At 63.3% G+C, this 26,244-nt stretch carries 26 protein-coding genes; 13 read left to right on the top strand and 13 right to left on the bottom strand.

Features of this window, described 5'->3' with window-relative positions:
- Positions 1-48: 48 nt before the first annotated feature.
- The 5 genes from J1C48_RS02980 to cysK all read right to left on the bottom strand — a co-directional run bounded on the left by J1C48_RS02980 (position 49) and on the right by cysK (position 4,818).
- Positions 49-1,338, bottom strand: a complete 1,290-nt coding sequence (locus J1C48_RS02980) for a cation:proton antiporter (protein WP_207256189.1) — start codon at positions 1,336-1,338, stop codon at positions 49-51.
- A 99-nt stretch (positions 1,339-1,437) separates the two neighbouring features.
- Positions 1,438-1,947, bottom strand: a complete 510-nt coding sequence (gene dps / locus J1C48_RS02975) for a DNA starvation/stationary phase protection protein Dps (protein ID WP_207256188.1) — start codon at positions 1,945-1,947, stop codon at positions 1,438-1,440.
- 388 nt (positions 1,948-2,335) lie between these two features.
- Positions 2,336-2,956, bottom strand: coding sequence for a peptide-methionine (S)-S-oxide reductase MsrA (gene msrA / locus J1C48_RS02970; RefSeq protein ID WP_207256187.1), 621 nt, complete (start codon positions 2,954-2,956; stop codon positions 2,336-2,338).
- Between the two features lie 231 nt (positions 2,957-3,187).
- The gene (locus J1C48_RS02965) at positions 3,188-3,613 is read right to left on the bottom strand and encodes a GlcG/HbpS family heme-binding protein (RefSeq protein ID WP_207256186.1); all 426 of its coding nucleotides are present in this window, start codon (positions 3,611-3,613) and stop codon (positions 3,188-3,190) included.
- A 212-nt stretch (positions 3,614-3,825) separates the two neighbouring features.
- Entirely contained in the window at positions 3,826-4,818 is a 993-nt protein-coding gene (cysK, locus tag J1C48_RS02960; RefSeq protein ID WP_207256185.1) for a cysteine synthase A, read from the bottom strand.
- Positions 4,819-5,214: 396 nt separating this feature from the next.
- Here cysK and J1C48_RS02955 point away from each other — a divergent pair, with 396 nt between their 5' ends.
- Entirely contained in the window at positions 5,215-6,015 is an 801-nt protein-coding gene (locus J1C48_RS02955) for a GGDEF domain-containing protein (protein WP_207256184.1), read from the top strand.
- A 79-nt stretch (positions 6,016-6,094) separates the two neighbouring features.
- Here J1C48_RS02955 and dut read toward each other — a convergent pair whose 3' ends face one another.
- The 4 genes from dut to ubiE form a co-directional block, all read right to left on the bottom strand.
- The gene (dut, locus tag J1C48_RS02950) at positions 6,095-6,559 is read right to left on the bottom strand and encodes a dUTP diphosphatase (RefSeq protein ID WP_207256183.1); all 465 of its coding nucleotides are present in this window, start codon (positions 6,557-6,559) and stop codon (positions 6,095-6,097) included.
- Complete coding sequence (gene coaBC / locus J1C48_RS02945; RefSeq protein WP_207256182.1) at positions 6,556-7,776, bottom strand: bifunctional phosphopantothenoylcysteine decarboxylase/phosphopantothenate--cysteine ligase CoaBC; 1,221 nt, start codon at positions 7,774-7,776, stop codon at positions 6,556-6,558. The genes dut and coaBC overlap by 4 nt, the downstream gene beginning before the upstream one ends.
- Before the next feature lie 129 nt (positions 7,777-7,905).
- Positions 7,906-9,489, bottom strand: coding sequence for a 2-polyprenylphenol 6-hydroxylase (ubiB, locus tag J1C48_RS02940; RefSeq protein ID WP_207256181.1), 1,584 nt, complete (start codon positions 9,487-9,489; stop codon positions 7,906-7,908).
- 123 nt (positions 9,490-9,612) lie between these two features.
- Complete coding sequence (gene ubiE, locus J1C48_RS02935) at positions 9,613-10,392, bottom strand: bifunctional demethylmenaquinone methyltransferase/2-methoxy-6-polyprenyl-1,4-benzoquinol methylase UbiE (protein ID WP_207256180.1); 780 nt, start codon at positions 10,390-10,392, stop codon at positions 9,613-9,615.
- A gap of 173 nt (positions 10,393-10,565) precedes the next feature.
- Here ubiE and mutM point away from each other — a divergent pair, with 173 nt between their 5' ends.
- The 8 genes from mutM to moeB all read left to right on the top strand — a co-directional run bounded on the left by mutM (position 10,566) and on the right by moeB (position 18,859).
- Positions 10,566-11,459, top strand: coding sequence for a bifunctional DNA-formamidopyrimidine glycosylase/DNA-(apurinic or apyrimidinic site) lyase (gene mutM / locus J1C48_RS02930; protein WP_207256179.1), 894 nt, complete (start codon positions 10,566-10,568; stop codon positions 11,457-11,459).
- 165 nt (positions 11,460-11,624) lie between these two features.
- A complete protein-coding gene (locus J1C48_RS02925) occupies positions 11,625-12,398 on the top strand; it encodes an enoyl-CoA hydratase (RefSeq protein ID WP_207256178.1) in 774 nt (257 codons plus the stop codon).
- Positions 12,399-12,663: 265 nt separating this feature from the next.
- Positions 12,664-12,933 (top strand): 30S ribosomal protein S20, encoded by a 270-nt coding sequence (gene rpsT, locus J1C48_RS02920; protein ID WP_207256177.1) that lies wholly within the window; start codon positions 12,664-12,666, stop codon positions 12,931-12,933.
- A 676-nt stretch (positions 12,934-13,609) separates the two neighbouring features.
- Positions 13,610-14,044 (top strand): rhodanese-like domain-containing protein, encoded by a 435-nt coding sequence (locus tag J1C48_RS02915; RefSeq protein ID WP_207256176.1) that lies wholly within the window; start codon positions 13,610-13,612, stop codon positions 14,042-14,044.
- 35 nt (positions 14,045-14,079) lie between these two features.
- Complete coding sequence (gene dnaA / locus J1C48_RS02910) at positions 14,080-15,606, top strand: chromosomal replication initiator protein DnaA (protein WP_207256175.1); 1,527 nt, start codon at positions 14,080-14,082, stop codon at positions 15,604-15,606.
- A gap of 181 nt (positions 15,607-15,787) precedes the next feature.
- Complete coding sequence (gene dnaN / locus J1C48_RS02905; protein WP_207256174.1) at positions 15,788-16,912, top strand: DNA polymerase III subunit beta; 1,125 nt, start codon at positions 15,788-15,790, stop codon at positions 16,910-16,912.
- 44 nt (positions 16,913-16,956) lie between these two features.
- On the top strand, positions 16,957-18,090 hold the full coding sequence (gene recF, locus J1C48_RS02900) for a DNA replication/repair protein RecF (RefSeq protein WP_207256173.1): 1,134 nt from the start codon (positions 16,957-16,959) through the stop codon (positions 18,088-18,090).
- A gap of 4 nt (positions 18,091-18,094) precedes the next feature.
- The gene (moeB, locus tag J1C48_RS02895; RefSeq protein ID WP_207256172.1) at positions 18,095-18,859 is read left to right on the top strand and encodes a molybdopterin-synthase adenylyltransferase MoeB; all 765 of its coding nucleotides are present in this window, start codon (positions 18,095-18,097) and stop codon (positions 18,857-18,859) included.
- A 149-nt stretch (positions 18,860-19,008) separates the two neighbouring features.
- Here the strand turns inward: moeB and J1C48_RS02890 are convergent, their stop codons facing one another.
- The 4 genes from J1C48_RS02890 to sppA all read right to left on the bottom strand — a co-directional run bounded on the left by J1C48_RS02890 (position 19,009) and on the right by sppA (position 21,972).
- Positions 19,009-19,476 carry an Hsp20 family protein gene (locus J1C48_RS02890; protein WP_207256580.1) on the bottom strand — a complete coding sequence of 156 codons (468 nt, stop codon included), beginning with the start codon at positions 19,474-19,476 and terminating at the stop codon, positions 19,009-19,011.
- A gap of 592 nt (positions 19,477-20,068) precedes the next feature.
- On the bottom strand, positions 20,069-20,452 hold the full coding sequence (locus tag J1C48_RS02885) for a LapA family protein (protein ID WP_207256171.1): 384 nt from the start codon (positions 20,450-20,452) through the stop codon (positions 20,069-20,071).
- Positions 20,453-20,598: 146 nt separating this feature from the next.
- A complete protein-coding gene (locus J1C48_RS02880; RefSeq protein ID WP_207256170.1) occupies positions 20,599-20,880 on the bottom strand; it encodes an integration host factor subunit beta in 282 nt (93 codons plus the stop codon).
- Positions 20,881-20,988: 108 nt separating this feature from the next.
- Complete coding sequence (gene sppA / locus J1C48_RS02875) at positions 20,989-21,972, bottom strand: signal peptide peptidase SppA (protein WP_207256169.1); 984 nt, start codon at positions 21,970-21,972, stop codon at positions 20,989-20,991.
- A gap of 284 nt (positions 21,973-22,256) precedes the next feature.
- On the opposite strand from sppA, the gene lptC reads away from it, so the two are divergent.
- From lptC to rpoN, 4 genes are all read left to right on the top strand, one after another.
- A complete protein-coding gene (gene lptC / locus J1C48_RS02870; RefSeq protein WP_207256168.1) occupies positions 22,257-22,901 on the top strand; it encodes an LPS export ABC transporter periplasmic protein LptC in 645 nt (214 codons plus the stop codon).
- Positions 22,902-22,907: 6 nt separating this feature from the next.
- On the top strand, positions 22,908-23,528 hold the full coding sequence (lptA, locus tag J1C48_RS02865) for a lipopolysaccharide transport periplasmic protein LptA (RefSeq protein WP_207256167.1): 621 nt from the start codon (positions 22,908-22,910) through the stop codon (positions 23,526-23,528).
- Positions 23,529-23,538: 10 nt separating this feature from the next.
- Positions 23,539-24,312, top strand: a complete 774-nt coding sequence (gene lptB, locus J1C48_RS02860; RefSeq protein ID WP_207256166.1) for an LPS export ABC transporter ATP-binding protein — start codon at positions 23,539-23,541, stop codon at positions 24,310-24,312.
- A 351-nt stretch (positions 24,313-24,663) separates the two neighbouring features.
- Complete coding sequence (rpoN, locus tag J1C48_RS02855; RefSeq protein WP_207256165.1) at positions 24,664-26,112, top strand: RNA polymerase factor sigma-54; 1,449 nt, start codon at positions 24,664-24,666, stop codon at positions 26,110-26,112.
- Positions 26,113-26,244 lie beyond the last annotated feature (132 nt).

Below are 26,244 nucleotides of genomic sequence, written 5' to 3'. Positions count from 1 at the left end.
GGATAAAAGGGCCGTGCGGCATCGCTGCGCGGCCCGTTTTCATTCCATCTATTCGCCCTGCGGCGCTTCGGCAGATGCCGCCTGCTCCGGCCGCACCGCGCGCTTGACCAGTGCTTCGAGCGTCAGTCCCTGGACCAGCACGGAAAAGACGACGACGGAATAGGTCGCAGTGACAATCAGATTGCGCTCCGTCCCGGCTGGGAGCGACAGCGCCAGGGCAATCGAGATACCGCCACGGACGCCGCCCCAGGTCAGCGCCGCGACGATGCCGCGCGAAAACCGCTCCCGTAGCCGGACGATCTGAAACGGCAGATAGACCGAGAAGAATCGGGCGACGAGCACCAGCGGAATGGTCAAGAGACCGAGGACCGCATTCTCCCAGCCAAACGAGATCACCAGAAGTTCAAGCCCGATCAGCATGAACAGGACGGCATTGAGAATGTCGTCGATCAGCGTCCAGAATCCGTGCAGATAGCGCTGGGTCAGATCACTCATGGCATAGGCGACCCCGCGCTCGCCGATGAGCAGGCCGGCGACGACGACGGCGATCGGACCGGACAGGCCAAGATTGTGGGCTGCGGCATAGGTGCCCATCACCAGCGCGATGGAGATCATCACCTCGACCGGATAGTCGTCGATCTTCAGCATCATGCGATAGGCGATATAGCCGGTCAGCACGCCGAACAGCGCACCGCCGAGCGCCTCGACGGCGAAATGCTCCAGCGCCAGCTCCAGCGAGAGGTGGCCGCCGCCCTCCCCAGTCGCGACCGACAGCAAAATGCCGAAGACCACGACACCGACGCCGTCGTTGAACAGCGACTCGCCGGCCATGTCGATTTCGAGCCGCTTCGGCACCCCGCTCATCGACTTCAGCGTCGCCAACACCGCGACCGGATCGGTTGGCGAGATCAGCGCGCCGAAGACCAACGCCCAGCTGTAACCGATCGGCAGGCCGACAAAGCCGGCGAGGTAATAGAAGCCCGTGCCGCAGATCGCCGTCGAAATCAGAACGCCGAAAGTGGCCATCAGCCCGACCGACAGGCTTCGCGATTTCAAGGCGTCCCAATCGACATGCAGTGCGCCGGCAAAAAGCAGGAAGCCGAGCATGCCCTCCATCAGCGTCTCGTTGAAGTCGATCGAGGCGACGGTCTCTTTGATCTGTTCGGGAAAGCCCAGCCCCGGCACCAGCTTGTCGAGCGCCAGGAGCACAATCGCGGCGAGCAGCGCCAGGATGAGCAGCCCCGCATTGCTCGGCAGGCACAGATAGCGCTTGTTGAGATAGCCAAAGCCGGCCGAGAGCGTCAGCAACAGTGCAGCGAGATCGAACAGCGAGAGCATGGCCAGTCTCCGGGCGGAGCATGAAAAAGGGCGACGCAATGCGCCGCCCTTCAAAAAGGATAGGACGCTCCCCGGACTTGTCAGCCCGGCGCCGCGCCATCAGCTCTGGAAATGGCTCTCCAAAAAATAGATCGACTTGTCGAGGCCGCGACCGACCTCGGTCAGGAGATCTTCGGTCAGATCGTCGCCCGCCTCGGACGCCTCGCCGATGCCTTCTTTGACCACCTTGCTCCATTTGGCATAGGAGTTGGTCAGCCGCCGCAGATGATCTTCGGATTTGACGAGATCGAGCGGATAGGGATCGAGAATCGAATTCTCCACCGCCGCCTGGACCGTGCCGTGCGCTTGGCCGCCGAGCGCGGTCAGCCGTTCGGCGATGGTGTCGACATAGTCCTCGACAACCTCGTGCAGATCGTCGAACAGCTCATGCACGGCAATGAAATTCATGCCCTTGACGTTCCAGTGGGCCTGCTTGGTCTGATAGGTGATGTCGACCGACGTCGCCAGATGGGTCTGCAGCAGTTCAACCATCGAGCCGCGGACGTTCTCCGAGATCGGGTTCTTGGTCGGATGCAGCTTGGTCTTGCCGGTCTTGTTGGCCTTCGCCATCGAAATACTCCCTTCACATGTCGAAACGACGCCCGGCCGCGGGGGCTCAGGCGTTTGAATTGTTCGGCCTAAACAGCTCCGTGGATAGGAAGTTCCGCCTCTATGAGCGATGCGCGACAGTGGGTCTCGGCCAGGGCGTTGGCAGCCGATCTGCGGTTGCGTGTGTCGCGTGACCTGAACGAGATCGACGGCAAAAGTGACAACGAGAGCGCCTGCTGAAAGCGATGCTGATCATCGGCGGATCGGCAACGCGACCGCCCAGCGCGCCGTCGTCGACGCGCTGACACGGCCGTCCAACCAGCCGGCCGGCGAGATCGTGACAAAGCCGCTCAATCGGTGAGGCTCAACGGCGCCTTGCGCGGGCGCTGCACCAGGCTCCCCGCCACCGTCAGCCCATATGCTCGCCGATACCCATATAGGCCTTGTCGCCCCAGATCTGCTTGACCCGCGCATTGCGGCCACATCCGGTCCGGTAGAACCGATATTTCAGCGGGTTCTTCTGATAGTAGTTCTGGTGATAGCCCTCCGCCGGCCAGAACGTCGGCGCCATGGCAATCGCCGTCGCCACCGTGCCGAGATCCTTCTTCACCTGAACCTCCGAGGACTCGGCTTCCTTCAACTGGGTCTTCGATGTCGCGTAAATCGCGGTGGTGTAGGAATGGCCGCGATCGCAGAACTGGCCGCCGCCATCGGTCGGATCGACCGAATGCCAATAGGCTGTCAGGAGCTGCTTGTAGCTGACCTTCGACGGATCAAAGGTGATGCGCACCGCCTCGCGGAAGCCGGGATGGTTCTCGTAGGTCGGATTCTGGATCTGGCCGCCGATATAGCCGGAGGTCGTGTCGAGCACGCCCTTCACATGATCGAAGTCGCTCTCCACACACCAGAAGCACCCGCCGGCGAAGATCGCCGTCTCGGTCTTCTGCGCGCCAGCCGACGAAGCAATGCCGGCCAACCCCAGCGCCATGGTGACGGCGCCCGCGAGCGCTGCTGCGGATGTGCGTTTCATTCCCATCTCCTCGGTCGACCTTACCGGCGTCGCGGGGCTCCTCCCCGACATTTCGGCATCAACAGGCAGACGAAACCGGCCTCGACTGAGAGAGCGCTCGGCCGGCTTCTTTCAAGAAAATTTCGATCGCCGAGGCCGGATTGTTTCAGATCCGGCCGATCAATTCGCGCGTGAACGACAGGCCAAGGACCGCAGCCGCCAACACGGGACGCGCGGCCCGCTCAGTTCAGCTTAGCCGCCATCGGCCGCAAAACCGGCGGCCTCGATGCCGTCAATCGCAGCGGTCTCGTCATTGTCGGAGGTATCACCCGTCACGCCGACGGCGCCGAGAATCTCACCACCCTGCCCCTTGATCAGCACGCCGCCCGGCACCGGCACCAGCACGCCCTTCGCGAGAGCATTCATCGCCTGGATGAAATAGGCCTGCTCCTCGGCGCGCCTGTGCAATGCCCGCGAGCCCATGCCGAGACCGATGGCGCCATTGGCCTTGCCGATCGCGATATCCGGCCGCATCCGCGATGAGCCGTCCGAGCGCTCCAGCGCAATCAGCGCGCCACCGGCGTCGAGCACGGCGACGGTGAGCGGTTTGAAGCCTTTGGCGAGCCCGGCTTTGAGAGTTTCGGCGATAATGATGCGGGCCTTGTCGAGGGTCAGCATGAATGACGTCTCCTTCCTGGTTTGCAGGCGGCAGATAGGCACGAATGCCAGCCTGTCACCAGCCGGGAGACGATGTCGCCCGGCCCGTGCGCAGACTTTCAGAGCAATGCAGCCCGGTCAGCGGGGCGGCACACCGCCATCCGTGACCCACTCGGCCCCGGCCTTCAGAGGCGGCGGAGCCGGAGAGCCATGGTCAGCCGAATCGGTTCGCGTCAGGCTTCGTCGGACAGCCCCTCGAACAGGGCGGTCGAGAGATAGCGCTCGGCAAAGGACGGGATGATGATGACGATGTTCTTGCCGGCCATCTCGTCGCGCTGGCCGAGCTTGATCGCCGCCAGAACCGCCGCGCCCGACGAGATACCGATCGGAATACCCTCCAGCCGGGCGACCATGCGCGACGTCTCGAAGGTGTCCTCGTTGGACACCTGGATGATCTCGTCATAGATTTCGCGGTCGAGAATCGCCGGGGCGAAGCCCGCGCCGATCCCCTGGATCTTATGCGGACCGGGGTTACCGCCCGACAGCACCGGCGAGGCTTCCGGCTCAACGGCGACGATCTTGATCGCGGGATTGCGCTCTTTCAAAACCTGGCCGGCACCGGTGATCGTGCCACCGGTGCCGATGCCGGCAACGAGCGCATCGACATTGCCGCCGGTGTCGTTCCAGATCTCCTCGGCCGTCGTCACGCGGTGGATCTGCGGATTGGCCGGGTTCTCAAACTGCTGCGGCATCACCGCACCGGGCAGCTCCTGCAGCAGCTCTTCCGCCTTGGCGATGGCGCCCTTCATGCCCTTAGCACCTTCGGTCAAAACCAGATCGGCGCCGAGCAAACGCAGCATTTTGCGACGCTCCATCGACATCGTCTCGGGCATGGTCAGGATCAGCCGGTAACCCCGGGCGGCAGCGGCGAATGCGAGACCGATACCGGTGTTGCCGGAGGTCGGTTCGACCAGGGTGGTCTGCCCCGGCACAATCTTGCCGTCGGCCTCGAGCGCCTCGATCATCGCGACGCCGATGCGATCCTTCACACTGGCGATCGGATTGAAGAATTCGAGCTTGGCAAGAAGATTGGCCTTCACGCCGTGCTCCTTGGCCACCTTGTTGAGGCGCACCAGCGGCGTATCGCCGATCGTGTCGGTGATGGAATCGTAGATCCGCCCCCGTCCCTTGGTGCGAGGCTGGCTGTCGTTGAGGGGGTTATCCATGATGTCCTCCGTAGTGGATCCTGAGCGCACGAGCGCAATCGAGAGGGGTGAGTCCGGACGGGCTGCCGCGATGCCCCTGTTCTCCGATTCGGCGCCTTTGCCACGAACAGACCACGGACCGAGTCGTCCCGCGATCGATCACCGGGCGCCAACGCGCCGAAACGCTGGTTTCAGTCCAATGTAGGTCGCAGCGCCGCAGTCTTGGAGGCCGGTTTTCCCAAAGCCGCACATGTTCGGAGAAAAGCTTTGCGCCCGGACGCTGAGCCACGCGACGGCGAAAGATCGGCTTTGAATCCAATTCGATCGAGACCGCTGAAACTTTCTTCAAGAATTGGGGAGATACTTCATGCTCGAACAGATGCGATGTCAAACCGATTATCAGTGAAAGAAACGATTATGTCCAAAGGATCTGCCCGCACGAAGATCCTCTGCGGTGAATTCCTTCTAATCGCCGTCATGGTCGTTCTGGCTGCCACGGCGTTGGCGCTCTGGTTCTTCCGGGCTTATGGCGAACATGTAATGATGTCGGCCGTTGGCTTCACCATCGCGGTGACCACCCTCAGCGCGCTTCCCTATCTCGCTTATCTGGCCTTTCGGGTTTCGAGCCTTTACGCTGACAATGACGGCCTGATGCGGGCGGCACTGACCGACCGCCTCACGGGAGTGTTGAACCGACAGGGATTCGACCAGCAATTTCGCGCCCATCTTCGGGCGCTCGTCGGGCAACCGGAACGCGGCTTGATGTTGCTTATCGTCGACGCCGACCACTTCAAGCGGATCAACGACCAGCTCGGCCATCCGGTCGGCGACATTGCGCTCAAGAAAATCGCCACGACGTTGAAGCGGCTGACTCGTGAGACGGACGCCGTCGGACGACTCGGCGGCGAAGAATTCGTCATCGCCCTGCCCTGCGGCAGCTCTGAACAAGGCGAGATTGTCGCCGAACGTCTACGCGCGGCGATCAACCGACTCTATGTCGGCTCGGGCACCAAGGGCGCTCAGCTGTCGGTGTCGATCGGCGGCGTCTTCATGCGCACGCCGCACAGCTTCGCCCAGGTCTATGAGGCGGCCGACGCCAATCTCTATCGTGCCAAGGACGGCGGCCGCAATCGCTGCACCATCACCAAGATCGCCGCCGGTGGCCGCGGCCGTCTGCGTGGTCTCGACGGCGACCTGATGCTGGACGCCACGCGGTAGGGGTGAGCGGGGGAGTGTCGCTGCAGCCGCGATTATGACGCCTGCGAACGATCAAAGCCAATCCGCAGCCCGAGCCTTCTCATCTGCGTCCCGTTGAGCCGAAGCCGCCGGTTCCCCGCGTTGTATCGGACAGCGTTTCGGCCAGAGTGAAAACGGCGCGGGTCACCGGCGCGATCACCGCCTGGGCAATCCGGTCGCCCGGTTCAATCGCCACCGGTTCCTCTCCGAGATTGACGAGCAGCACCTTCACCTCGCCGCGATAGTCGCTGTCGACCGTCCCGGGGCTGTTGAGAACCGTGACGCCATGGCGCACGGCAAGCCCTGAGCGCGGGCGGATCTGCATCTCAAACCCATCCGGCAACTCGACCGCAAGCCCGGTCGGAACCAGCGCTCGCTCGCCCGGCGCCAGCTCCAAGGGCCCGTCAAGCGACGCACGCAAGTCGGCTCCCGCCGCCCCCGCGCTCGAATAGCTCGGCAATTCCGCATCGAGACCATTCTCAAGGCGCCGGACACCAATTTGCACCGTTTGCTCGTTCATCGTCATCGGTCCTCGCCGCGTCCCATGCGCCGCACGATCCAGGCCACCAGTCGGGCGGCAGCCTCCGCCTTGGCGAGTTTGGGCCAATCCTCTACGCCGTCGGCGGTGACCAACCGCAAGGTATTGTCCGCGCCGCCCATCACCCCGCCGGCCGGAGACACATCATTGGCGAAAATTGCGTCTGCGCCCTTCTTGGCAAGCTTGCGGCGGGCATTGTCCAGGAGATCGTCGGTCTCGGCCGCAAAGCCGATGACCAGGGCCGGCCGCCGCGGGTGATGACCTATGCTGGCGAGGATGTCAGGATTTTCCGCGAGTGTGAGTTGAGGCGGGCCACCGCCATTCTTCTTGATCTTCTGCGCGCTTTCGCTTGCCACCCGCCAATCGGCGACGGCGGCGACAAAGACGGCGATGTCAGCGGGCAGCGAGGCTTCAACCGCGCCACGCATCTCGTCGGCGGTTTCGACATGGACGACGCTCATGCCATCCGGATCGGGCAAGCTGACCGGGCCCGACACCAGGGTCACGGTGGCGCCAGCCTTGCGCAGCGCCTCGGCGATGGCGTGGCCCTGCCGACCGGAGGAGCGGTTGGCGATATAGCGCACCGGGTCGATCGGTTCGTGGGTTGGCCCGGAGGTGACGATTGCCAAAAGGCCCTGCAGCGGCCGTTTGACGGTTGCGACAAGCGTCTCGGCGGCGGCAACGATCGCCAGCGGCTCGGCCATGCGGCCAATGCCGGCCTCGCCGCGCTCGGCCATCTCGCCTCTGTCGGGGCCGACAAACTGTACCCCGTCGGCGAGCAGACGCTGATGATTGCGACGGGTTGCCGGGTGCTCCCACATCGCCGGGTTCATCGCCGGCGCCATCAACACCGGCGCACGGGTCGCCAACAACACCGCGCCGGCGAGATCGTCGGCCAAGCCGTTCGCCAGCTGCGCCATCCGATCGGCCGTCGTCGGCGCGACGATGACCAGATCGTGCTCGCGGGCCAGGCGAATGTGGCCGACATCCTGCTCGTCCTCGCGGTCGAAAAGGTCTGAGTAGACTTTCGTCGCAGCGAGCGCGCCGACCGACAGCGGCGTGACGAATTCCCCGGCGGCCCGCGTCATCACCGGCGTCACCGCCGCGCCGCGCTCCTTGAGCCGGCGGATGAGATCGAGGGCCTTGTAAGCCGCGATGCCGCCGCCGATCACCAGCAGCACGCGCCGCTGCGAGAGCGCGCTCATCGGATCCATGCCACCGCCACGTCGATTGCCAAAACCTCGTCTCCTGAAAACCTGCCGGCGATCGCCGATATCCCGTCTTCTTATGCCATCTGCCGCCGCCCCGGCAACGCAGACAAAAGCGACCGCGGATCAGAACAGCAGGGCCGCGGCGATCGCAACGAGCGCGCCGGCGATCACCCAGCGCTCGACATGGCCGAGAATGATGCTCGCCTTGGTATCCTGAACGAGATCGATGAGCGTATCGTCATTCAGCCGGATGCCGTTCTCGATCAGCTCGGGCAGCTCGCGGCCGAGAATTTCCAGCCCCGCCGCCAATTCCGGCGCCTTGCGCAGAAGCTTCAGCCCGGCCTCGACCCCGTCCCGCACCTCCTGCAGCTTCGCCGCCGGGCCCAGTTCGCTCATGATGTAGTCGGAGACCACTGGCTCGGCCGCCACCCACATGTTGAACTTCGGATCGAAGCTCCGCGCGACGCCCTCAACGACGACCATGGTCTTTTGCAGAAGCACCAGTTCGGGCCGGGTCTTCATGTCGAAGAGTTCCGTCACCTCGAAGAGCAGCGACAGCAGGTGCCCCATCGAAATCGTCTCGGCCGGCTGGCCGTAGATCGGCTCGCCGATCGCCCGCAGCGCCTGGGCAAAGCTCGCGACGTCCTGGGTTCGCGGCACGTAACCGGCCTCGAAGTGAATCTCAGCCACCCGCCGGTAATCGCGCTGGATAAATCCGTAAAGAATCTCCGCCAGAAAGCGCTTCGAGTCGCGGCTCAGCCGACCGACGATCCCGAGATCGACGGCAACGATCGTGCCGTCCGGCGCGATAAACAGGTTTCCCTGATGCATATCGGCGTGGAAGAAGCCGTCGCGCATGGCATGGCGCAGGAAGGACTGCACGACGGTGACGCCGATCTTCTTGACATCATGGCCGGCCGCGATCACCGACGAGACATCGCTGAGCTTGATGCCGTCGATCCACTCCATGGTGATGACGTCGCGGCCCGTCCGCTCCCAGTCGATCGCGGGAACCCGGAAGCCTTTGTCATAGGCGACATTTTCGGCCATCTCCGAAGCCGCCGCCGCCTCCAGCCGAAGATCCATCTCGATGCGGGTCGACTGGGTGAGCGTCTCGACGACGGCCACCGGACGCAGCCGCCGGGTGGAGGCGACGAAGCGTTCGAGGAAACGGGCAATGAAGGCAAAGGCGTCGAGTTCGCGGCGGAACCGCCCACGCACGCCAGGCCGGATCACCTTGACGGCGGCAAAGCGTTCGATCCCGTCCCGGCCGCGCACCCGCGCCTTGTAGACCTGCGCAATCGAGGCCGCACCGACCACCTCGCCGAGGTCGAGGAACAGCTCGCCGATCGGCCGGCCAAGGGTGACTTCGATCTCCGCCACCGCCTGCTCACGCGGAAATGGCGGTACCTTGTCCTGCAGCGCACCGAGTTCGGCGGCGATGTCGGCGCCGACGATGTCGGGACGGGTGGCGAGGAATTGGCCAAGCTTGACGTAGGAGGGCCCGAGCCGATGCAGCGCCCGCGACAGCCGGTCGGAGCGGTCCTGCTCTTCGATCGACTTGCGCTCGATCAGCCGCGCCAGGCGATGCAGCAGCGCCGCGCCCGGCGGCAGCCCCTCGGCGGGGAATGCTCCGAACACGCCTTCTCGCGCCAGCACGAAAGCGGCTCTGACCAGCGCGAATGTTCCGTTGATGGGATTGGCCACAGATCTTTTCGCTTGGTCCGACTAGAGCATGATGCCGAAAAGTTGCATGACGTTTCAGATCACATCATGCGGTAAAACAAGGACTGGGAGCGCAATGGCGATTCCGGATCCTCGCATTCCCGTCTAAAGCTTCCAACCGGAATGGATGGCAGCGATGCCGCCGGAGAGATTGCGATAATCCACCCGCTCGAACCCGGCCTCGCGAATGCTTGCGGCAAAATTTGCCTGGCTGGGGAAGCGACGGATCGATTCGACGAGATATTCATACGACTGACGATCACGCGCCACCATCTCGCCGATCCGCGGAATCGCCTTGAACGACCAGAGATCATAGATCTTGTCGAGAATCGGCAGTTCGACTTCGGAAAATTCCAGACACAGAAAACGGCCGCCGGGCTTGAGCACCCGGTAGGCCTCGCTCAGCGCGGTCGCGATCCGCGGCACGTTGCGGATGCCGAAGGCGATCGTATAGGCGTCGAAATGGTCGTCCGGAAGCGGCAGATCTTCGGCATTGCCCTCGACGAAGCTCAGATTGTCCGACAAGCGCCGCTTGACCGCCCGCTCGGCGCCAACGCCCAGCATCGAGGCATTGATGTCGAGCACGGTGCCATGGGCCCGGCGCCGCGTCGCTTCGATGATGCGAAAGGCGATGTCGCCGGTGCCGCCGGCAACGTCCAGGAACCGGTATTCAGGTCGGTGCGGCGGGCTCAGCCAGGCGACCATCGCCGCCTTCCAGGCCCGGTGCAGACCGCCCGACATCAAATCATTCATCAGATCATAGCGCTCGGCGACCCGGTGGAAGACTGCGTTGACGCGCTCCTGCTTCTCACCGCCCCCACCAACGGTCTCGAAACCATAGGCCGTTTCCATGGCTCCGGTTTCGGTGACGCGCGATTGCGACATGACAAGCACCTTCGTTGAAAAGCATCGACTCGATGCGGATATTGCGATCGCCCTTTGCGAGCGGCACTGGCCGACGCAAGGCGAATGCGTCACGACAGGCCCTAAAGGCTTCCGCGTGCCGCGCCAAGGGGCGAAACGTCGAGCAGGCATACGATCGAAGGACTTAAGCGACAATGCCGGAATTACCAGAGGTGGAGACCGTCCGCCGAGGCCTTGAGCCGGTGATGGCGGGGGGGCGAATCGAGCGCGTCATCCTCGGCCGGCCGGATCTGCGTTTTCCATTGCCGGAGCGATTTGCCGATCGCCTCGCCGGTCGCCGGATCGAAGCGCTGGGGCGGCGGGCAAAATATCTTCTCGCCGATCTCGAAGGCGGTACGGTCTTGGCCATGCATCTCGGCATGTCCGGCTCATTCCGAATCGAGAGCCAGAGAGGCACGAGCCTGCCCGGCGTCTTCGTCCGTGAACGCTCGCAAGAGCGCCTGCACGATCACGTCTGCTTCGATCTGAAGGCCGCTTCGGGAGTTCCGGTTTCGGTGATCTTTAACGATCCCCGCCGGTTCGGCTACATGTCGCTGATCGAGCGCGTCGATCTGGGGGCTCATCCGCATTTTCGCAGCCTCGGCATCGAGCCCACCGGCAACGCCCTGTCCGGTCCGGCGCTGGCGCCACATTTTGCCGGACGAACGGCACCGCTGAAGGCGGCGCTGCTCGATCAGAAGATCATCGCCGGTCTCGGCAATATCTATGTCTGCGAGGCGCTCTGGCGCGCCCGCCTGTCACCGCGCCGCGCGGCCGGCACGCTGGTCACCGCCAAGGGCGCGGCCTCGACGCGCTTGAACGCGCTCGCGCAACACATCCGCGAGACAATCGCCGATGCCATCGCCGCTGGCGGCTCGTCCTTGCGGGACTATCGCCAAGCCGACGGATCGCTTGGCTATTTCCAGCATCGCTTTGCCGTCTACGATCGCGAAGACGAGCCTTGCCAGCGCAAGAGCTGCTGCGGCATCGTGAAGCGCATCGTTCAGTCCGGCCGCTCGACCTTCTATTGTCCGGTCTGTCAGCGTTAGCGCGCCGTGCGTTCAGTAGCAGGCACAAAACACGATGCGTGGTGCGGAGTCGGCCAGGCCCGGACGCGACCGTGAGCGGATATTGCCTTTGCCGGTGCAATCGGCCACTCATGAGCATCGATCATCACGCACCCGTTGATTGAGAACATCAGTCGTTGGAGCACCATGAGTTACGAGACGATCAAGGTGGAGACCCGCGGCCGCGTCGGTCTGATCACCTTCAACCGCCCGAAGGCGATGAACGCGCTGAGCCAACAGATGATGCGGGAGATCGTTCAGGCGCTGCATAGCTTTCAAGGCGAGGCCAAAATCGGCGCGGTGATGCTGACCGGATCGGAAAAGGCGTTCGCCGCCGGGGCCGACATCAAAGACATGCAGGACATGGAATTCGCCGACGCTCTCAGCATCGATCTTTGGGGAGAGTGGGAAGCACTCGGCAACTTCCGCAAGCCGACAATCGCTGCGGTCGCCGGCTATGCCCTTGGCGGCGGCTGCGAGGTGGCGCTGATGTGCGACATCGTGATTGCCGCCGACAACGCCAAGTTCGGCCAGCCCGAGATCACCCTCGGCGTCATACCGGGCATGGGGGGCACCCAGCGGCTCGCCCGCTCGATCGGCAAGGCCAAGACGATGGATCTGTGTCTCACCGGCCGGCTGATGGACGTCCAGGAAGCGGAACGCTGCGGCCTCGTCTCGCGGATCGTGCCGGCGACGGATCTGATCGAAGAGGCGCTGCGCACCGCCGACAAGATCGCCAATTTCTCTCTGCCGGCGGTGATGCTCGCCAAGGAAGCCGTCAACCGCGCCTTCGAGGTGCCGCTTTCGGACGGCCTGCGGTTCGAGCGCCGCCTCTTCCATGCGCTGTTCGCGACGGAAGATCAGAGCGAAGGCATGGAGGCCTTCGTACAGAAGCGCTCGCCGCAATTCAAAAATCGCTGACCGGCAGGGGGGCGGCAGAGGTCAGGATCGGCGACACAGCCGATCCCGCCGGCAATCAATCGCCAGCCGACGGGCAAAGCATTTCCACCCGTCGTGCATCACGATTTGCTGGAAACCGCCCTCACGATGTTGACGCGACACCCCCCTCTGCTTATAAAGCGCGCCACGTGGCGGCGTCTCTCGGGCGCCGCCTGTTGTTTTGCGCTGCCGCGTCGTTTTAGTTGTCGCCGGCGCTTCACGGTCCGGTCAGAAAAGAGAGACAAAAATGGCCAACACTCCTTCGGCCAAGAAGGCAACGCGCAAGATCGCTCGCCGCACGGCCATCAATGGTGCCCGCCGCTCGCGCGTTCGTACCTTCCTGCGCAAGGTCGAGGAAGCAATCGCCGCCGGTGACAAGGATGCCGCCGTCGCCGCGTTCCGGGTTGCCGAGCCTGAAATGCGTCGCGCCGCCTCGAAGGGCGTCTTCCACCGCAATACGGTGTCGCGGAAGATTTCGCGCCTGTCGCACCGGGTGAAGGCGATCGGCGAAGCCTGACCGCGGCCCCATCTCAGTTATCGAAAAAGCCCGGTCATCGACCGGGCTTTTTCGATTCCGTGACAGCGCCCATGATCATCAACAATCTGTAATCTGTTCTTCAATCGATTCGCTGCGGCAAGCAGGCAGATTGTCACCAGCGTCCGGAAGAACGTTCCCGGAATGTCCTTATTGTCAGAAAAAGATGATATTTTTCATTGTCTTATTTGAGGTCACTGAACTCCTTAAAATTGCCGGCTAACCATTTCGTCGCAAGCCTTTGAGTCAAGTGGGCTGTCACAAATTCTGCAAAATTTATTCTTTTGCTCCACCGGCTTTTCGCTGCTCGGTCCCAAAACCACCGCACCATAAGGGATTTTCGCCGAGCTCTCTCGACGCCCCGATGTCAGAGTCGCAACAGAGGGACGACAAGTCGTTCGGAATCGCTGCGAGTCGGCTTGCCCCGCCCGACCCGGTCTCGTAACGTTCAACCATGACAAGGGCAGAGCGAGACAAAGCGCGGGGAAAAGTCCGGTTATCCAACGCTTCCATAGAGGCTGCGGAATTCGGCGCCGTTTTTCCCGAGACTTTCGTTTTCTAGCTTCTGCATCCCAATTAAAAAAAGAAGCCAGAGTGCTGCCGGCGCGCAACATCGCCGGCCGGCTCTCATGACTTTTGTTTATCGACAGGAAGACGAATGGCGGACGGCTATGCAGGTGATGTCACCCCCCAACAATGCTGGGCAGCCCTCGCGGACGATCCCCGGGCCGCGCTGATCGACGTTCGCACCGCCGCGGAATGGACCTATGTCGGCATTCCGGACCTGTCGCCCCTCGGTAAGTCGACGATCCTCACCGAGTGGCAGAGCTTTCCCTCCATGGCCGTCGATCCGAACTTCGTGGATCGCGTAACGGCAGCGCTTGGCTCGGATGGGCCAGATAAGGACAAGCCATTGTTCTTGCTCTGCCGCTCCGGCGTGCGGTCGATCGCCGCCGCCAAGGCGCTGACGGCGGCGGGCTATACGCAGTGCGTCAATGTTCTCGACGGCTTCGAGGGCCCCCTGGACGGCCATGGCCACAGGGGACAGAAGACGGGGTGGAAGGCTGAGGAGCTTCCGTGGCTTCAGCGATGACGAGTGTGGCGGGCGTAAACGCAGGGGATCGTATGATGGGGCATCCGAAAGGCGAGCATGAAGCGCGCCGGAACGACGGCATGGACGGCGGGGCGAATATGGTGACTGGCGACGAGGCTCGGGGCGAGGTGATCGAGCGCGTGAAGGCCCGCTTGAAGGCTCAGCTCGGCCAGGACATCTACATGAGCTGGTTCCAGCGCATGAAGCTCGACAGCCTCGGCAAAGGCGTGTGCCAGATCTCCGTTCCGACCGCGTTCCTGCGCAGCTGGATTCAGTCTCATTATCTGGAGCTGTTGACGACGATCTTCGCCGATGAGGTGCCCGGCACGCTGCGCGTCGACGTGACCGTGCGCTCGGCCGTGCGGGGCGGCGGCGTGACCATCCGCTCCAGCCGGATCGGCGGACGGGCCGAAAGCTCGGCCAAACCGGTCGCGAGCGAGACGCGCGTGCCCGAAAAGCCGGCGTCGACCTTTGCCCCCGTCAGCGCCGCGACGCCACTGACCGTCGCCGGCACGCCGGACTTCGGCTCGCCCCTCGATCCACGCTATGAATTCGAGAATTTCGTCGAGGGATCGTCGAACCGCGTGGCGCTCGCCGCCGCCAAGGCGGTGGCCGAAAACGGCCCCGGTTCGGTGCGCTTCAACCCTCTCTTCGTTCACGCCTCGGTTGGCCTCGGCAAGACCCATCTTCTGCAGGCGATCGCCAATGCCGCCGTGCGTCGGCCGGATAAGCCGCGCGTCGTCTATCTGACCGCCGAATATTTCATGTGGCGCTTTGCGGCCGCCATTCGGGACAACCGGGCGCTCGATCTGAAAGAGACGTTGCGGGGCATCGATATCCTGATCATCGACGACACCCAGTTCCTGCAGGGCAAATCGATCCAGCAGGAGTTCTGCCACCTGCTCAACGCCCTGATCGATTCGGCCAAGCAGGTGATCTGCGCCGCCGATCGGCCGGCAGCCGAACTCGAATCGCTCGACCCGCGGGTGCGCTCGCGGCTCGCCAACGGCATTACCCTCGAAATCGGCGTGCCAGACTATCCGATGCGCAAGGCGATTCTCGAAAGCCGGGCCGCCGCCATGCGCGCCGAAGACACGACCTTCACGATGCCCGATCACATGATCGACACGATCGCCAAGCGCGTCGCCGGCTCCGGCCGCGACCTCGAAGGCGCCTTCAACCAGATCGCTTTCCGCCATTCGCTCGGCCAGCCGTTGTCGAAGGAGCATCTGGAAGATCTCCTTAACCAGCTCACCCGCGCCAATGTCGAGCGCAAGGTGCGGATCGAGGACATTTTGAAATTCGTCTCGCGTCACTACAACGTGACCCGGACGGATCTGCTCTCCTCTCGGCGGACCAAGACGATCGTGCGGCCGCGCCAGATCGCCATGTATCTCGCCAAGACCATGACGCCGCGCTCTCTGCCGGAGATCGGCCGGCGCTTCGGCGGGCGTGATCATACCACGGTGCTGCACGCCGTGCGCAAGATCGAAGGCGAGCGTTCGAAGGACGAAACCTTCTCCAACGAGCTCGATCTGATCCGGCGGATGATCGAAGAATAGGCGCTTGCGGCGCCTCGTTTGCCTCTTCCCGTTATAGACTGTTGAAAACCAGCTCGCGCGGTGCTCTTTGTGGGGTTCCGCTGCGCCGCCTTACCCTTTCCAAGGCGGCATGTTGCCACTAAGAACACGGGTCCCGTCCGGCTGGCGCGCGCCACCGGGACCGAATGGAACGGCAGACCTCATGCGTATCATTATCGAGCGTTCGAACCTCCTGAAGTCGCTGTCTCACGTGCATCGCGTGGTTGAACGGCGCAACACGATTCCGATCCTCTCGAACGTCCTGGTGCGCACCGAGGATGCCGGCATGCGGCTGAAGGCGACCGATCTCGATATCGAGATCACCGAGGACGTCCAGGCGGTGGCCGAGGAGGCTGGCGCGACGACCGTCCCCGCCCATCTGCTCTACGACATCGTGCGCAAGTTGCCGGACGGGTCCGAGGTCAAGCTTGCGACCAACGGCGAGGGAACGCAGATGACCGTCTCATCCGGTCGCTCGAACTTCCGCCTGCAATGCCTGCCGGAAGCCGATTTTCCGGACATCACCGCCGGCAGCCTCAGCCACAGCTTTACGCTGGAGGCGGCGCAGCTGTTGCGGCTGATCGAGCGCACCCAGTTCGCCATCTCGACCGAAGAGACCCGGTATTATCTGAACGGCATCTATCTCCACACCGCCGAGGTCGGCAGCGACCTGTCGCTGCGGGCCGTGGCGACCGACGGTCACCGCCTCGCCCGTGCCGAGGTGACGGCGCCGTCCGGCTCCGAGGGCATGCCGGGGATCATCGTCCCGCGCAAGACCGTCGGCGAGGTGCAAAAACTCCTCAACGATTGTGAGGACGACGAGACCATCGCGATCGAATTGTCGGATTCGAAGATCCGCTTCACCATCGGTGCGGTGGTGATGACCTCCAAGCTGATCGACGGCACCTTCCCGGACTATCAGCGCGTCATTCCGCAGAACAACGATAAGGAACTCAGCCTCGACCGGCAGAGCTTCTCGGAAGCGGTCGACCGAGTGTCGACGATTTCCTCCGAGCGCGGCCGCGCGGTGAAGCTGGCCTTGTCCTCGGGCCAGCTGATGTTGACGGTCAATTCGCCCGACAGCGGCACGGCGACCGAAGAGCTCGCCGTCACCTATGAGGCCGACGACATCGAGATCGGCTTCAACGCCCGCTATCTCCTCGACATCACCAGTCAGCTTTCCGGCGAAAGCTCGGTCTTCATGCTGGCCGATCCGGGCTCGCCGACCTTGATTCGGGACGGTGGCGATGCGACGACACTCTACGTCCTGATGCCGATGCGGGTGTGACGGCGCCGGCAGACCTTTCTCTCAATCGGGAGGCGTCGGCTTCCGTGGCGCCGGGCGCAACCCGTGTGACCGGACTGCGGCTTGGCGACTTTCGCAATCACGCGCGGTTGGATCTTGCCTTCGACAGCTCCTTCGTCGCCTTTCACGGCGACAATGGCGCCGGCAAGACGAACCTCCTCGAGGCGATCTCGCTGCTGTCGCCGGGGCGCGGCATTCGCCGATCGACCTATGGCGACATGGCCCGGAAGGATGGCAGCGGCGGATTTTTCATCCGGGCCTCGATGACCAGCAACGACGCCGATATTGTGGTTGAATCGCGACTTGCGCCCGGCCAGAACGCCCTCTCCGGCCGCTTGCTGCGGATCGACGAGACCACCGTCAAGACCGCCGAGGAATTGCTCGACATCTGCCGCGTCCTCTGGCTGACCCCGGCCATGGACGGCCTGTTTACCGGCCCCGCGGGTGACCGCCGGCGCTTTCTCGATCGCATGGTGCTCGCCGTCGATCCCGCCCATGGCCGCCGCGCGAGCGACTACGAGCGCGCCATGCGATCGCGCAACAAGTTGTTATGCGAGGATCGAGTGGACGACGTCTGGCTCTCCGGCCTGGAGGCCCAGATGGCAGAACTCGGCGTCGCAATGGCGATCGCCAGGGCTGAACTCGTCCGCCTGGTAGACGATATGATCGCCGCAGTGGCCGGGATGAGTCCGTTTCCGGTCGCCCGTCTTGCCTTGTCCTCGGGCTATGACGACATCGAATTTTCGCGCCCCGCCGTCGAGACCGAAGAGGCCGTGCGCCTGGCGCTGAAGCGGTCACGCGGCCTTGACCGGGCCGCCGGCCGCACCCGCACGGGCGCCCACCGCGCCGATCTGTCAGTGTTCTTCGCCGCCAAGGCGATGCCGGCCGCCCTCGCCTCGACGGGCGAACAGAAAGCGCTGCTGATCGGTCTGGTGCTCGCCCACGCCCAGCTTGTCGCGAGGGTGTCCGGCTTCCGGCCGATCCTGCTCCTCGACGAAGTGGCGGCCCATCTCGACCCCGGTCGCCGGGCGGCGCTCTTCGACCTCGTCGCTGCGCTTAACGTGCAATGCTTCATGACCGGCACCGACGCCGCCCTGTTCGAGGCACTTGAAGGCCGCGCCGACATGATCCCGATCACCGCCCCCCTTCGCGGAGCATGACAGGATGAGCGAGAGCAAACTTGAGCCCGGCGAAATCGAACGCTATGCCCGCCACATCGTGCTGCCGGAAGTCGGCGGCCCTGGCCAGCAAAAGTTAAAAGCCGCGCGGGTCTTGATCGTGGGTGCCGGTGGTCTCGGCTCGCCGATCGCCCTCTATCTGGCGGCGGCCGGCGTCGGGACGATCGGCATGGCCGACGACGACATCGTCTCCCTGTCGAATCTGCAGCGTCAGATAATCCACGCCACCGGCGATATTGGCCGGATGAAGCTCGACAGCGCCATCGGGCGGATTGCCGCCCTCAACCCCCATGTCAGCGTCACCGCGCATCCTGCCCGGCTCGACGCCGCCAACGGCGCCGAGATCGTCGCAAACTACGACCTCGTCCTCGATGGCTCGGACAATTTTTCGACCCGCTATCTGATGGCTGATCTCTGCGAGGCGGCGGCGGTTCCGCTGGTCACGGCGGCGGTCCAGCGCTTTTCCGGATCGCTCACCGTGCTCGCGCCGTTCCGGAGCGATGCCGATGGACGACCCAACCCGCGCTATCGTGATCTGTTTCCTGAGTCCCCTGCTCCGGGCGTCGTTCCCAGTTGCGCCGAAGCCGGCATCCTCGGCACCACCACCGGCGTTCTCGGCACGCTGGCCGCCAATGAGGCGGTCAAGCTGACCTGCGGCATCGGCGAGCCGCTGATCGGCAAGCTGTTGATGATCGACCTTCTCACCCTGCGATTCGAGACGATCCGCTACCGGCGGGCGAAGGCCGGCTGACCCGGCCGATTTTGGCGCTCCCCCTGTCGCCGCTTCCAACGTCATCGGCTCACGCAGAAAAACGCCCCCGGCAAAAGCCGAGGGCGTCCGACGACAAGTCGGGGCAATGACCGGGAGCTTGCGACAGCGCCCCGGTCATCATCAGACCATCAGGCCGCGGCGGCCTCGATCTGCTTGCCATTAGCGTTTCCAGGTGCCGTCGCAATCTCGATCTTGCGTGGCTTCATCGCCTCCGGAATGACCCGGACGAGATCGATGTGGAGAAGGCCGTTCTTGAGGTTGGCGCCCTTCACCTCGACATGGTCGGCGAGCTGGAAGCGACGCTCGAAGGCGCGCCCGGCGATACCGCGATAGAGGGTCTCGGTGGTGTCGTCGCCCGTCTCCGCCTTCTCGCCGGTGACGGTCAGCGTGTTCTCCCGCGACTCAATCGACAACTCGCTCTCGTCGAAGCCGGCCACCGCCATGGTGATGCGATAGGCGTCCTCGCCGGTGCGTTCGATGTTGTAGGGCGGATAGGTCTGGACGTTGTCCGGCTGGGACAGACCATCCAGCATCGAGAACAGCCGGTCAAAGCCGACGGTGGATCGATAAAGGGGGGCAAAATCAACGTGACGCATGATGTTCTCCATTGGAAGCAACAGTGAAGCGTATGACCGATCAAGCAACCCGTCCGGCGTTGCTTCGGTCTTGCGATCCTTTCCAGCGACCGCAGGCTTGATTTGGGTGGGCTTGTTTTCGCCTTCAAGAGGAGAGCACGCGAGGCCCGCAAAATTTTGCGCGGAATTTTTCACCTCGAAACGACCGCCTGCCGTCATCCCACTGTTTTTGAACGACAACCGAAAAGCCCAAAGCAGCAGACGCCGCAGCGAAAAATTGCCAAACCACTGAAAAATAAGATGAACGAGAGATGAACGAGGGTTTCCGGCGACGTTCAGGCCAACTTCGCCAAGATGCCCGACATCCGCAGACGAGAGAGGCCCGTCCGCCATCAATCGTCCGCAGCCACCGGACCGTCTGACGCAATTCCTCCCGGTGGCACTCAAACGGTCACAGTGTCCCGTCCCTTCCACTGTGGCCGCTCGACCGGGAGTCTTCAGACGGGGCTCCCGGTCTTTTTTTCGCGCCTGCTCAATCACTCAATCCGCTGCCGCGCCGCGGAGGCGGCCAGCCGACTCCTCGTGTCGATGACAATCGCCGAAAAATCACGCCTCAGGCGGCGCGGGCCGCCGGGACCATGGCACGAGAATCGCCGGCGCCCGCCGACGGCATGCGGTCACGGTCGTCCTCGAGCATGCGGATCTTCTCGTCCTGCTTGTCGGACTCGTGCTTCAGCCGCTCAATCTCGCGCTTGCGCTTGGAAGACAAGCGGCGGTGATGCGACTGGGTAAGGAAGGTGCCGATCCCGCCGAGGATCAATCCGAAAATCACCGCGCTCATCAAAAGCACCGACAGCGAAACGGTGAACGTCAGCTGCGGAATGGTACCGAAGGGATCCAGGCTGACGGGAACCGCACCGCGATTGACCACCATGAAGATGATGAGAACGATGGCAATCGGGATCAGAATGATGGCGGCGATGATTTTGGCGAACATGTCTCTTCGTCCAGACTCGGCGCGGAATGCGACCCTCACAGACACTCATAACATGGCAAAAGCCCCTGCGACGTCAACGCAAAGGCATAAGTTGGAATGCCGGCCGGCTCGCGAACGCCTGGCCTGCTGGCAAAGCCCGCTCGGGCTTATTTGCGATTGAGGCGTTCGCGCAGCTCTTTGCCGGCCTTGAAGAACGGCACCCATTTTTCTTCGACCGACACCGCCTCGCCGGTGCGCGGATTGCGGCCTGAGCGCGGCGGCCGGTTTTTTACCGAAAACGCCCCGAAGCCGCGCAATTCGACGCGGTTGGAATCGCAGAGCGCTTCCGTGACCTCATCGAAGATGGCGTTGACGATCGTCTCGACATCCCGCTGGTAAAGGTGCGGGTTTCGATTGGCGATGGCCTGAACGAGTTCCGACTTGATCATCCGCGATACGTCCTTATCCAACAACCTGGCCCCGCCTCGAGCGGATCGGCCGAGTCGTCATTTACCCCTTCGCTGGAAACGCGTAAATCGACAGACATTTCCAACACTTCACTGAACTCGTACCTGGCTATCGAAAGGCTGCCAGAGCGACACCAGCCCGTCAAGCCGCCCCGTCTTCATCATCAGCGCAGATTGAAGATTTTCGGCCCGTTGATCGAGGCCGATAAAACCGAACAGGGCCGAACGCGCCGAACCGAGCAGCGACCAGGAGGAATGGCTCTTCGGCTCGCGGTCGACGATTTTCAGGCCGACCGACACCTTGCGCTGGGTTTCCAGCCAGTGCCGCACCGCCTCTTCACCGCCGAGTTCGTCGACCAGCTTATTCTGAAGCCCCTGATGACCGGTAAAAATCGAGCCGTCGGCGAGTTCGCGCGCCTTGGCGAGGGACATGTCGCGGCGCTGAGCAACGAGACCGACGAACCATTCATAGGTATCCATCACCAGGCGGCGGATCATATCTTCGGCGCCGGCCGGTGCCGGGCCGAAGGGCGAGGGTTCCGCCTTCAGCGGCGCGGATTTGATGGCATTGACCTCGACGCCCACGGTGTCGAGCAGCTTGCCAGCATTGACATATTGGAACAGGACGCCGATCGAGCCGACGATCGAGGTGCGCCGCGCGACAATATGGTCCGTACCGATCGCGATCATATAGGCGGCGGAGGCTGCCAGCGTGCCAACCTCCGCGACGACCGGCTTGGTCTTGGCAAGGTCGCGCACGGCTTCATAGATCGACTCGCCGCCGACCGTCGTGCCGCCGGGCGAATCGATCCTCAGCACCACGGCCTTGACGTTGTCCTCGCGTTTCAGCTCTTTCAGAAGGTCGAGAAGATCCTGATCTTCGAGGATCATGCCCTCGATCGACACCCGCGCGATCTGATCGCCGCTCGACGCTCCGTCACCTCCTGGAAAGCCGAGCAGGACGGGCACGGCGATCAAGGCCACAACAGCGATCGCGACCGCAATGATCCGCCAGAAGCTCAGCTTGCGGCGCAGCCGTCTGCGGTCGATCAACTCTCCGGCCACATTGACCATTTCGCGCTCCGTCCTAAGACTCGTGCCATGCCGCGTAGCGAAAAGCGCGGCATGTGTGAAGCGCAAACCGGCCAGGTCCGTCGCTGATCACGGCTTTGCGGCGGTTTTTCTTGACTGTCGCAAACGGTCCGCATTGATGCTACAAGGCCCGGCTTTCCGGATTTCGGGATCGTGTCCGGATTGCCCCAACAAGACATGCGACATGCCGCATCGAGAGGTCTTCATTGACGTTGCAGACGGTTGCAATCGACACACGGCAACTGAGCGCCCCTCGCGCCGCGGGGATGTCAGCTGCCCGCCAAGCGGAGTTCAAGCGCGCGGCTCGGCATGCACGCATCGTCCGCTTCCTGAAGGTCGCTCTCCCGGCTCTCGCCTTTCTGATCGTCATCGGCGGCGCGGTGACGATCTGGATCGCGCGCAGCGCTCCCGATAACGTGTCGGTTTCGAGCGCGGCCTTTGACGAGGGCAATGTCGTGATGGAAGATCCACGCATGTCCGGCGTCGACAGCAAGAACCGGCCGTACCAACTGATCGCCCGCCGGGCGATCCAGTCGGTCGATGGCGGCGGCATCACCCTCGACGCCATCCAGGCCAAGGTCTCCGTCAGCGACGACGCAACCGCCAATATTCGCGCGGCCTCAGGCTATTATGACGCTACGATAGGATCGCTAGAGCTCACCAAAGGCATCTCGGTCAAGACCACCAACGGCGTCTCGATACAGCTCTCCGGCGCCGATATCGATCTGACCAAAGGAACGATGGAGGGTCAGGGCCCGGTCATCATCAAATCCGGCAGTCAGACGATCCAGTCCCAGACTCTCAAGGTTTCCGACAGCGGCAAGCTCCTGTCTTTCGGCGGCCGGGTGAAAATGTCGATCGAACCCGCTTCGTTGAAGAACGAAGCTTCCGCCTTCCAATCGAAAGAGTGACGGAGCATGAGCTCGAAATTCATTTCCCGCATCGCCGCCCTTCTCATGCTGTCGCTCAGCCCGACTCTTCCGGCTCTCGCGCAGCAGAACGGAACCGATCTCGGCCGCAATTTCAGTGGGCTGCAGTTGCGCGGCGACAAGCCGATTGCCATCGAGTCGAACCAGCTTGATGTCGACGATCGCAACAATGTTGCCACCTTCAGCGGCAATGTCTCGGTCAAGCAGGGCGACGTCCAGCTGCGCTCAGGCAAGCTCATCGTCTATTATAAGCGCGATGCCAAGAAGGCGGGCGGACCGCAGACGAGCCCGGCCTCGACGCCCGGCGCGTTGCCAGGCGGATCGAGTCAGATCGACCGCCTGGAGGCCACGGAAAAGGTCTATGTGAAGTCGTCCAACCAGGTCGCGACCGCCGATAAGGCGCAGTTCGACATGGCCAAGAAGCTGGTCACGCTCACCGGCAACGTCGTTCTCACCCAAGGCGACAACGTTGCCGAGGGCTGCCGGCTGACGATCCAGATGAACACTGGCGTCGCCCGGCTGGAAAGCCAGAGCTGCGGCAAGGCCTCAAACGGCCGCGTCCGACTAATGCTGACCCCCGGACAGAACGGCTCGTCGTCCGGCAACTGAGGATTTCGACGTGAACGTCATCTCCCAGCCCACGCCAGCGGAAGAGACCGCCGCGCGCCTTGAAGGAACGCTTGTGGCGCAGGGGTTGAGCAAAACCTATCGCGGCCGACGCGTCGTCGACGATGTCGGCCTGGTGGTGCGCCGCGGTGAGGCCGTCGGCCTGCTCGGCCCGAACGGCGCCGGCAAGACCACCTGCTTCTACATGATCACCGGCCTGGTGCCGACCGATTCCGGACGGATCGGCCTCGATGGCCATGACATCACCCGGGTGCCGATGTATCGCCGCGCCCGCCTCGGCATCGGCTATCTGCCGCAGGAGGCCTCGATCTTCCGCGGCCTGTCGGTCGAGGACAATATTCGCGCCGTCCTGGAAGTCGCCGAGCCTGACAAGAAGGCCCGCGAAGCGCAGCTGGACGAGTTGCTCGACGAGTTTAACATCTCCCATCTGCGCAAGCAGCCCTCGACCTCGCTGTCCGGCGGCGAGCGGCGGCGCTGCGAGATCGCCCGCGCCCTTGCCTCCAAGCCGACCTTCATGCTGCTCGACGAGCCTTTCGCCGGCGTCGATCCGATCGCCGTCTCCGACATTCAAGGGCTGGTGCGCCATCTGACCGCCCGCGGTATCGGCGTCCTGATCACTGACCACAACGTGCGCGAGACCCTCGGCCTTATCGACCGTGCGTATATCATGCATGCCGGCTCGCTGCTGACCCACGGCACGCCGAAGGAAATCGTCGAGAACAAGGATGTGCGGCGTCTGTATCTCGGCGACCAGTTCAGTTTCTGACCGGCAGACGCCGCTTTGATCCTCACCAGCCGCCGATCGAATGCGCCTGCGACCCCGGCTGCGTGATGCCATGACGTAAGGGCTGAAGAATTTGCGACAGCGTCGCGAGTCAACGGCTTAGCGTTGATCGCAGCGGCCATTCAGCGGACCTCCGCCGCTCTGCACATGTATGCACTGCATCCAAGATGCGGTTGCCTAATTGACAAGCGCTGGCCGGACTCGCTTTGATGGGCATCGACGGATCGGGGGGGACCGCTGGCGATACCCTCTTTCGATCTTGTGGTTGAATCACCGACGCGTTCGAGTTCCCCCTCCTGCGTGCCGGATTGAGAGCGAGTTCGATCGAAATTCATGGCGCTTTCGGCAAAGTTGCAGCTCCGACAGTCCCAGGCGCTGGTGATGACACCCCAGCTGCTGCAATCAATCCGTCTGCTCCAATATAGCAACGCCGAGCTGCAAGCCTTCGTCGAACGACAGATGGAGAGCAACCCGCTCCTCATTCACAGCCCCGCCGCTGCCGACGCTGCGGTATCCGTCGGTTCCGGTGAGGTCACTGGGGAAGCCCGCTCCGATTCCGCTGGGTATCCGGGCGCCGCACCGTCTGCGGTTGCAAATGGCATTGGCGGCCCAGCATCCCGGCGCAGCGCCAACCAGGCCTTTTCAGGCGACAGCGAGTTCGGAATCGAGGATCTTGCCGACCGCCGCCCGTCGTTACACGCCCATGCCGCGCAAGAGGTCGCCGATATTCTCGAGGATGCCGACGAGCGCCGGATCGGCGAAGAGCTATGCGAGCATCTCGACGAAAGCGGCTATGTCTACGTTTCGGCAGCGGAAATCGCAGCCCAACTGCGGTGCCCGATCGAGGCTGTCGAGCGCACGCTTCAAACGATCCAGCGCGATATCGCGCCGGCCGGCCTGTTTGCCCGCAGCCTCGCGGAATGCTTGGCGATCCAGCTGAAGCGGCAGAACCGCTTCGATCCGGTGATTGCCATCGTCCTCGACCATCTGGATCTCCTTGCCCGACGTGACTTCTCGGCGCTGCGCCGGCTGACCGGCGAAGACGAAGCCGGGTTGATGGAGATCCTCGCCGAAATCCGAGGCCTGGATCCCAAGCCCGGCCACGCGTTCGATCATGACGGATCGGAGGTTATCGTCCCGGATGTCTTCGTCAGCGAAAGCGCCGACGGGACCTGGCAGGTCGAACTCAATCCCGACGCCCTGCCCCGGGTCATCGTCGACAACGCCTATCTCACCACCGTCCGTGACGGCGCGACACGCGAGGCGGATCAGGCCTTTCTCGGCGAATGCCAGCAGTCGGCGAACTGGCTGGTCCGCTCTCTTGATCAACGGGCGAAGACGATCCTGAAGGTGGCGAGCGAGATCGTCCGGCGCCAGGACGGCTTTTTGACCCGCGGCGTCGGCGGGCTGAAGCCGATGACGCTGATGTCCGTCGCCGAGGCGATCGGCATGCACGAATCGACGGTCAGCCGCGTGACCTCGACGAAATACATCGCGACCCCGCGTGGCACATTCGAAATGCGGTTCTTCTTCACGGTCGCGATCGCCTCGGCCGATGGCGGCGACGCGCATTCGGCCGAAAGCGTCAAACACCGCATCAAGATCCTGATCGACGCCGAGAGCGTCGGCAAGGTGATGTCCGACGATGACATCGCCGTTGTCCTGAAAAAAGAGGGCATCGATTTGGCACGGCGGACCGTTGCCAAATATCGCGAGGCGCTGGGCATCCCGTCCTCGATCCAGCGGCGGCGTGAAATGAACGCCCGGCAGCTCGCGTCCTGAGGCCTGCCGGTCGCCGCTTATGGGCGACCGGGCAATTTCGACGGAGTGCCGATCCGCCCTCCATTGCGAAGCCGACTCCGATTCCTAGTTTTGTAAGGCGGGCAGGCGTCGCGTTGACAGAAACCAGCTGCG

This window comes from Jiella flava (assembly GCF_017349315.1).
Lineage (GTDB): Bacteria > Pseudomonadota > Alphaproteobacteria > Rhizobiales > Rhizobiaceae > Jiella > Jiella flava.
This window is presented reverse-complemented; position numbering and strand designations above follow the sequence as displayed.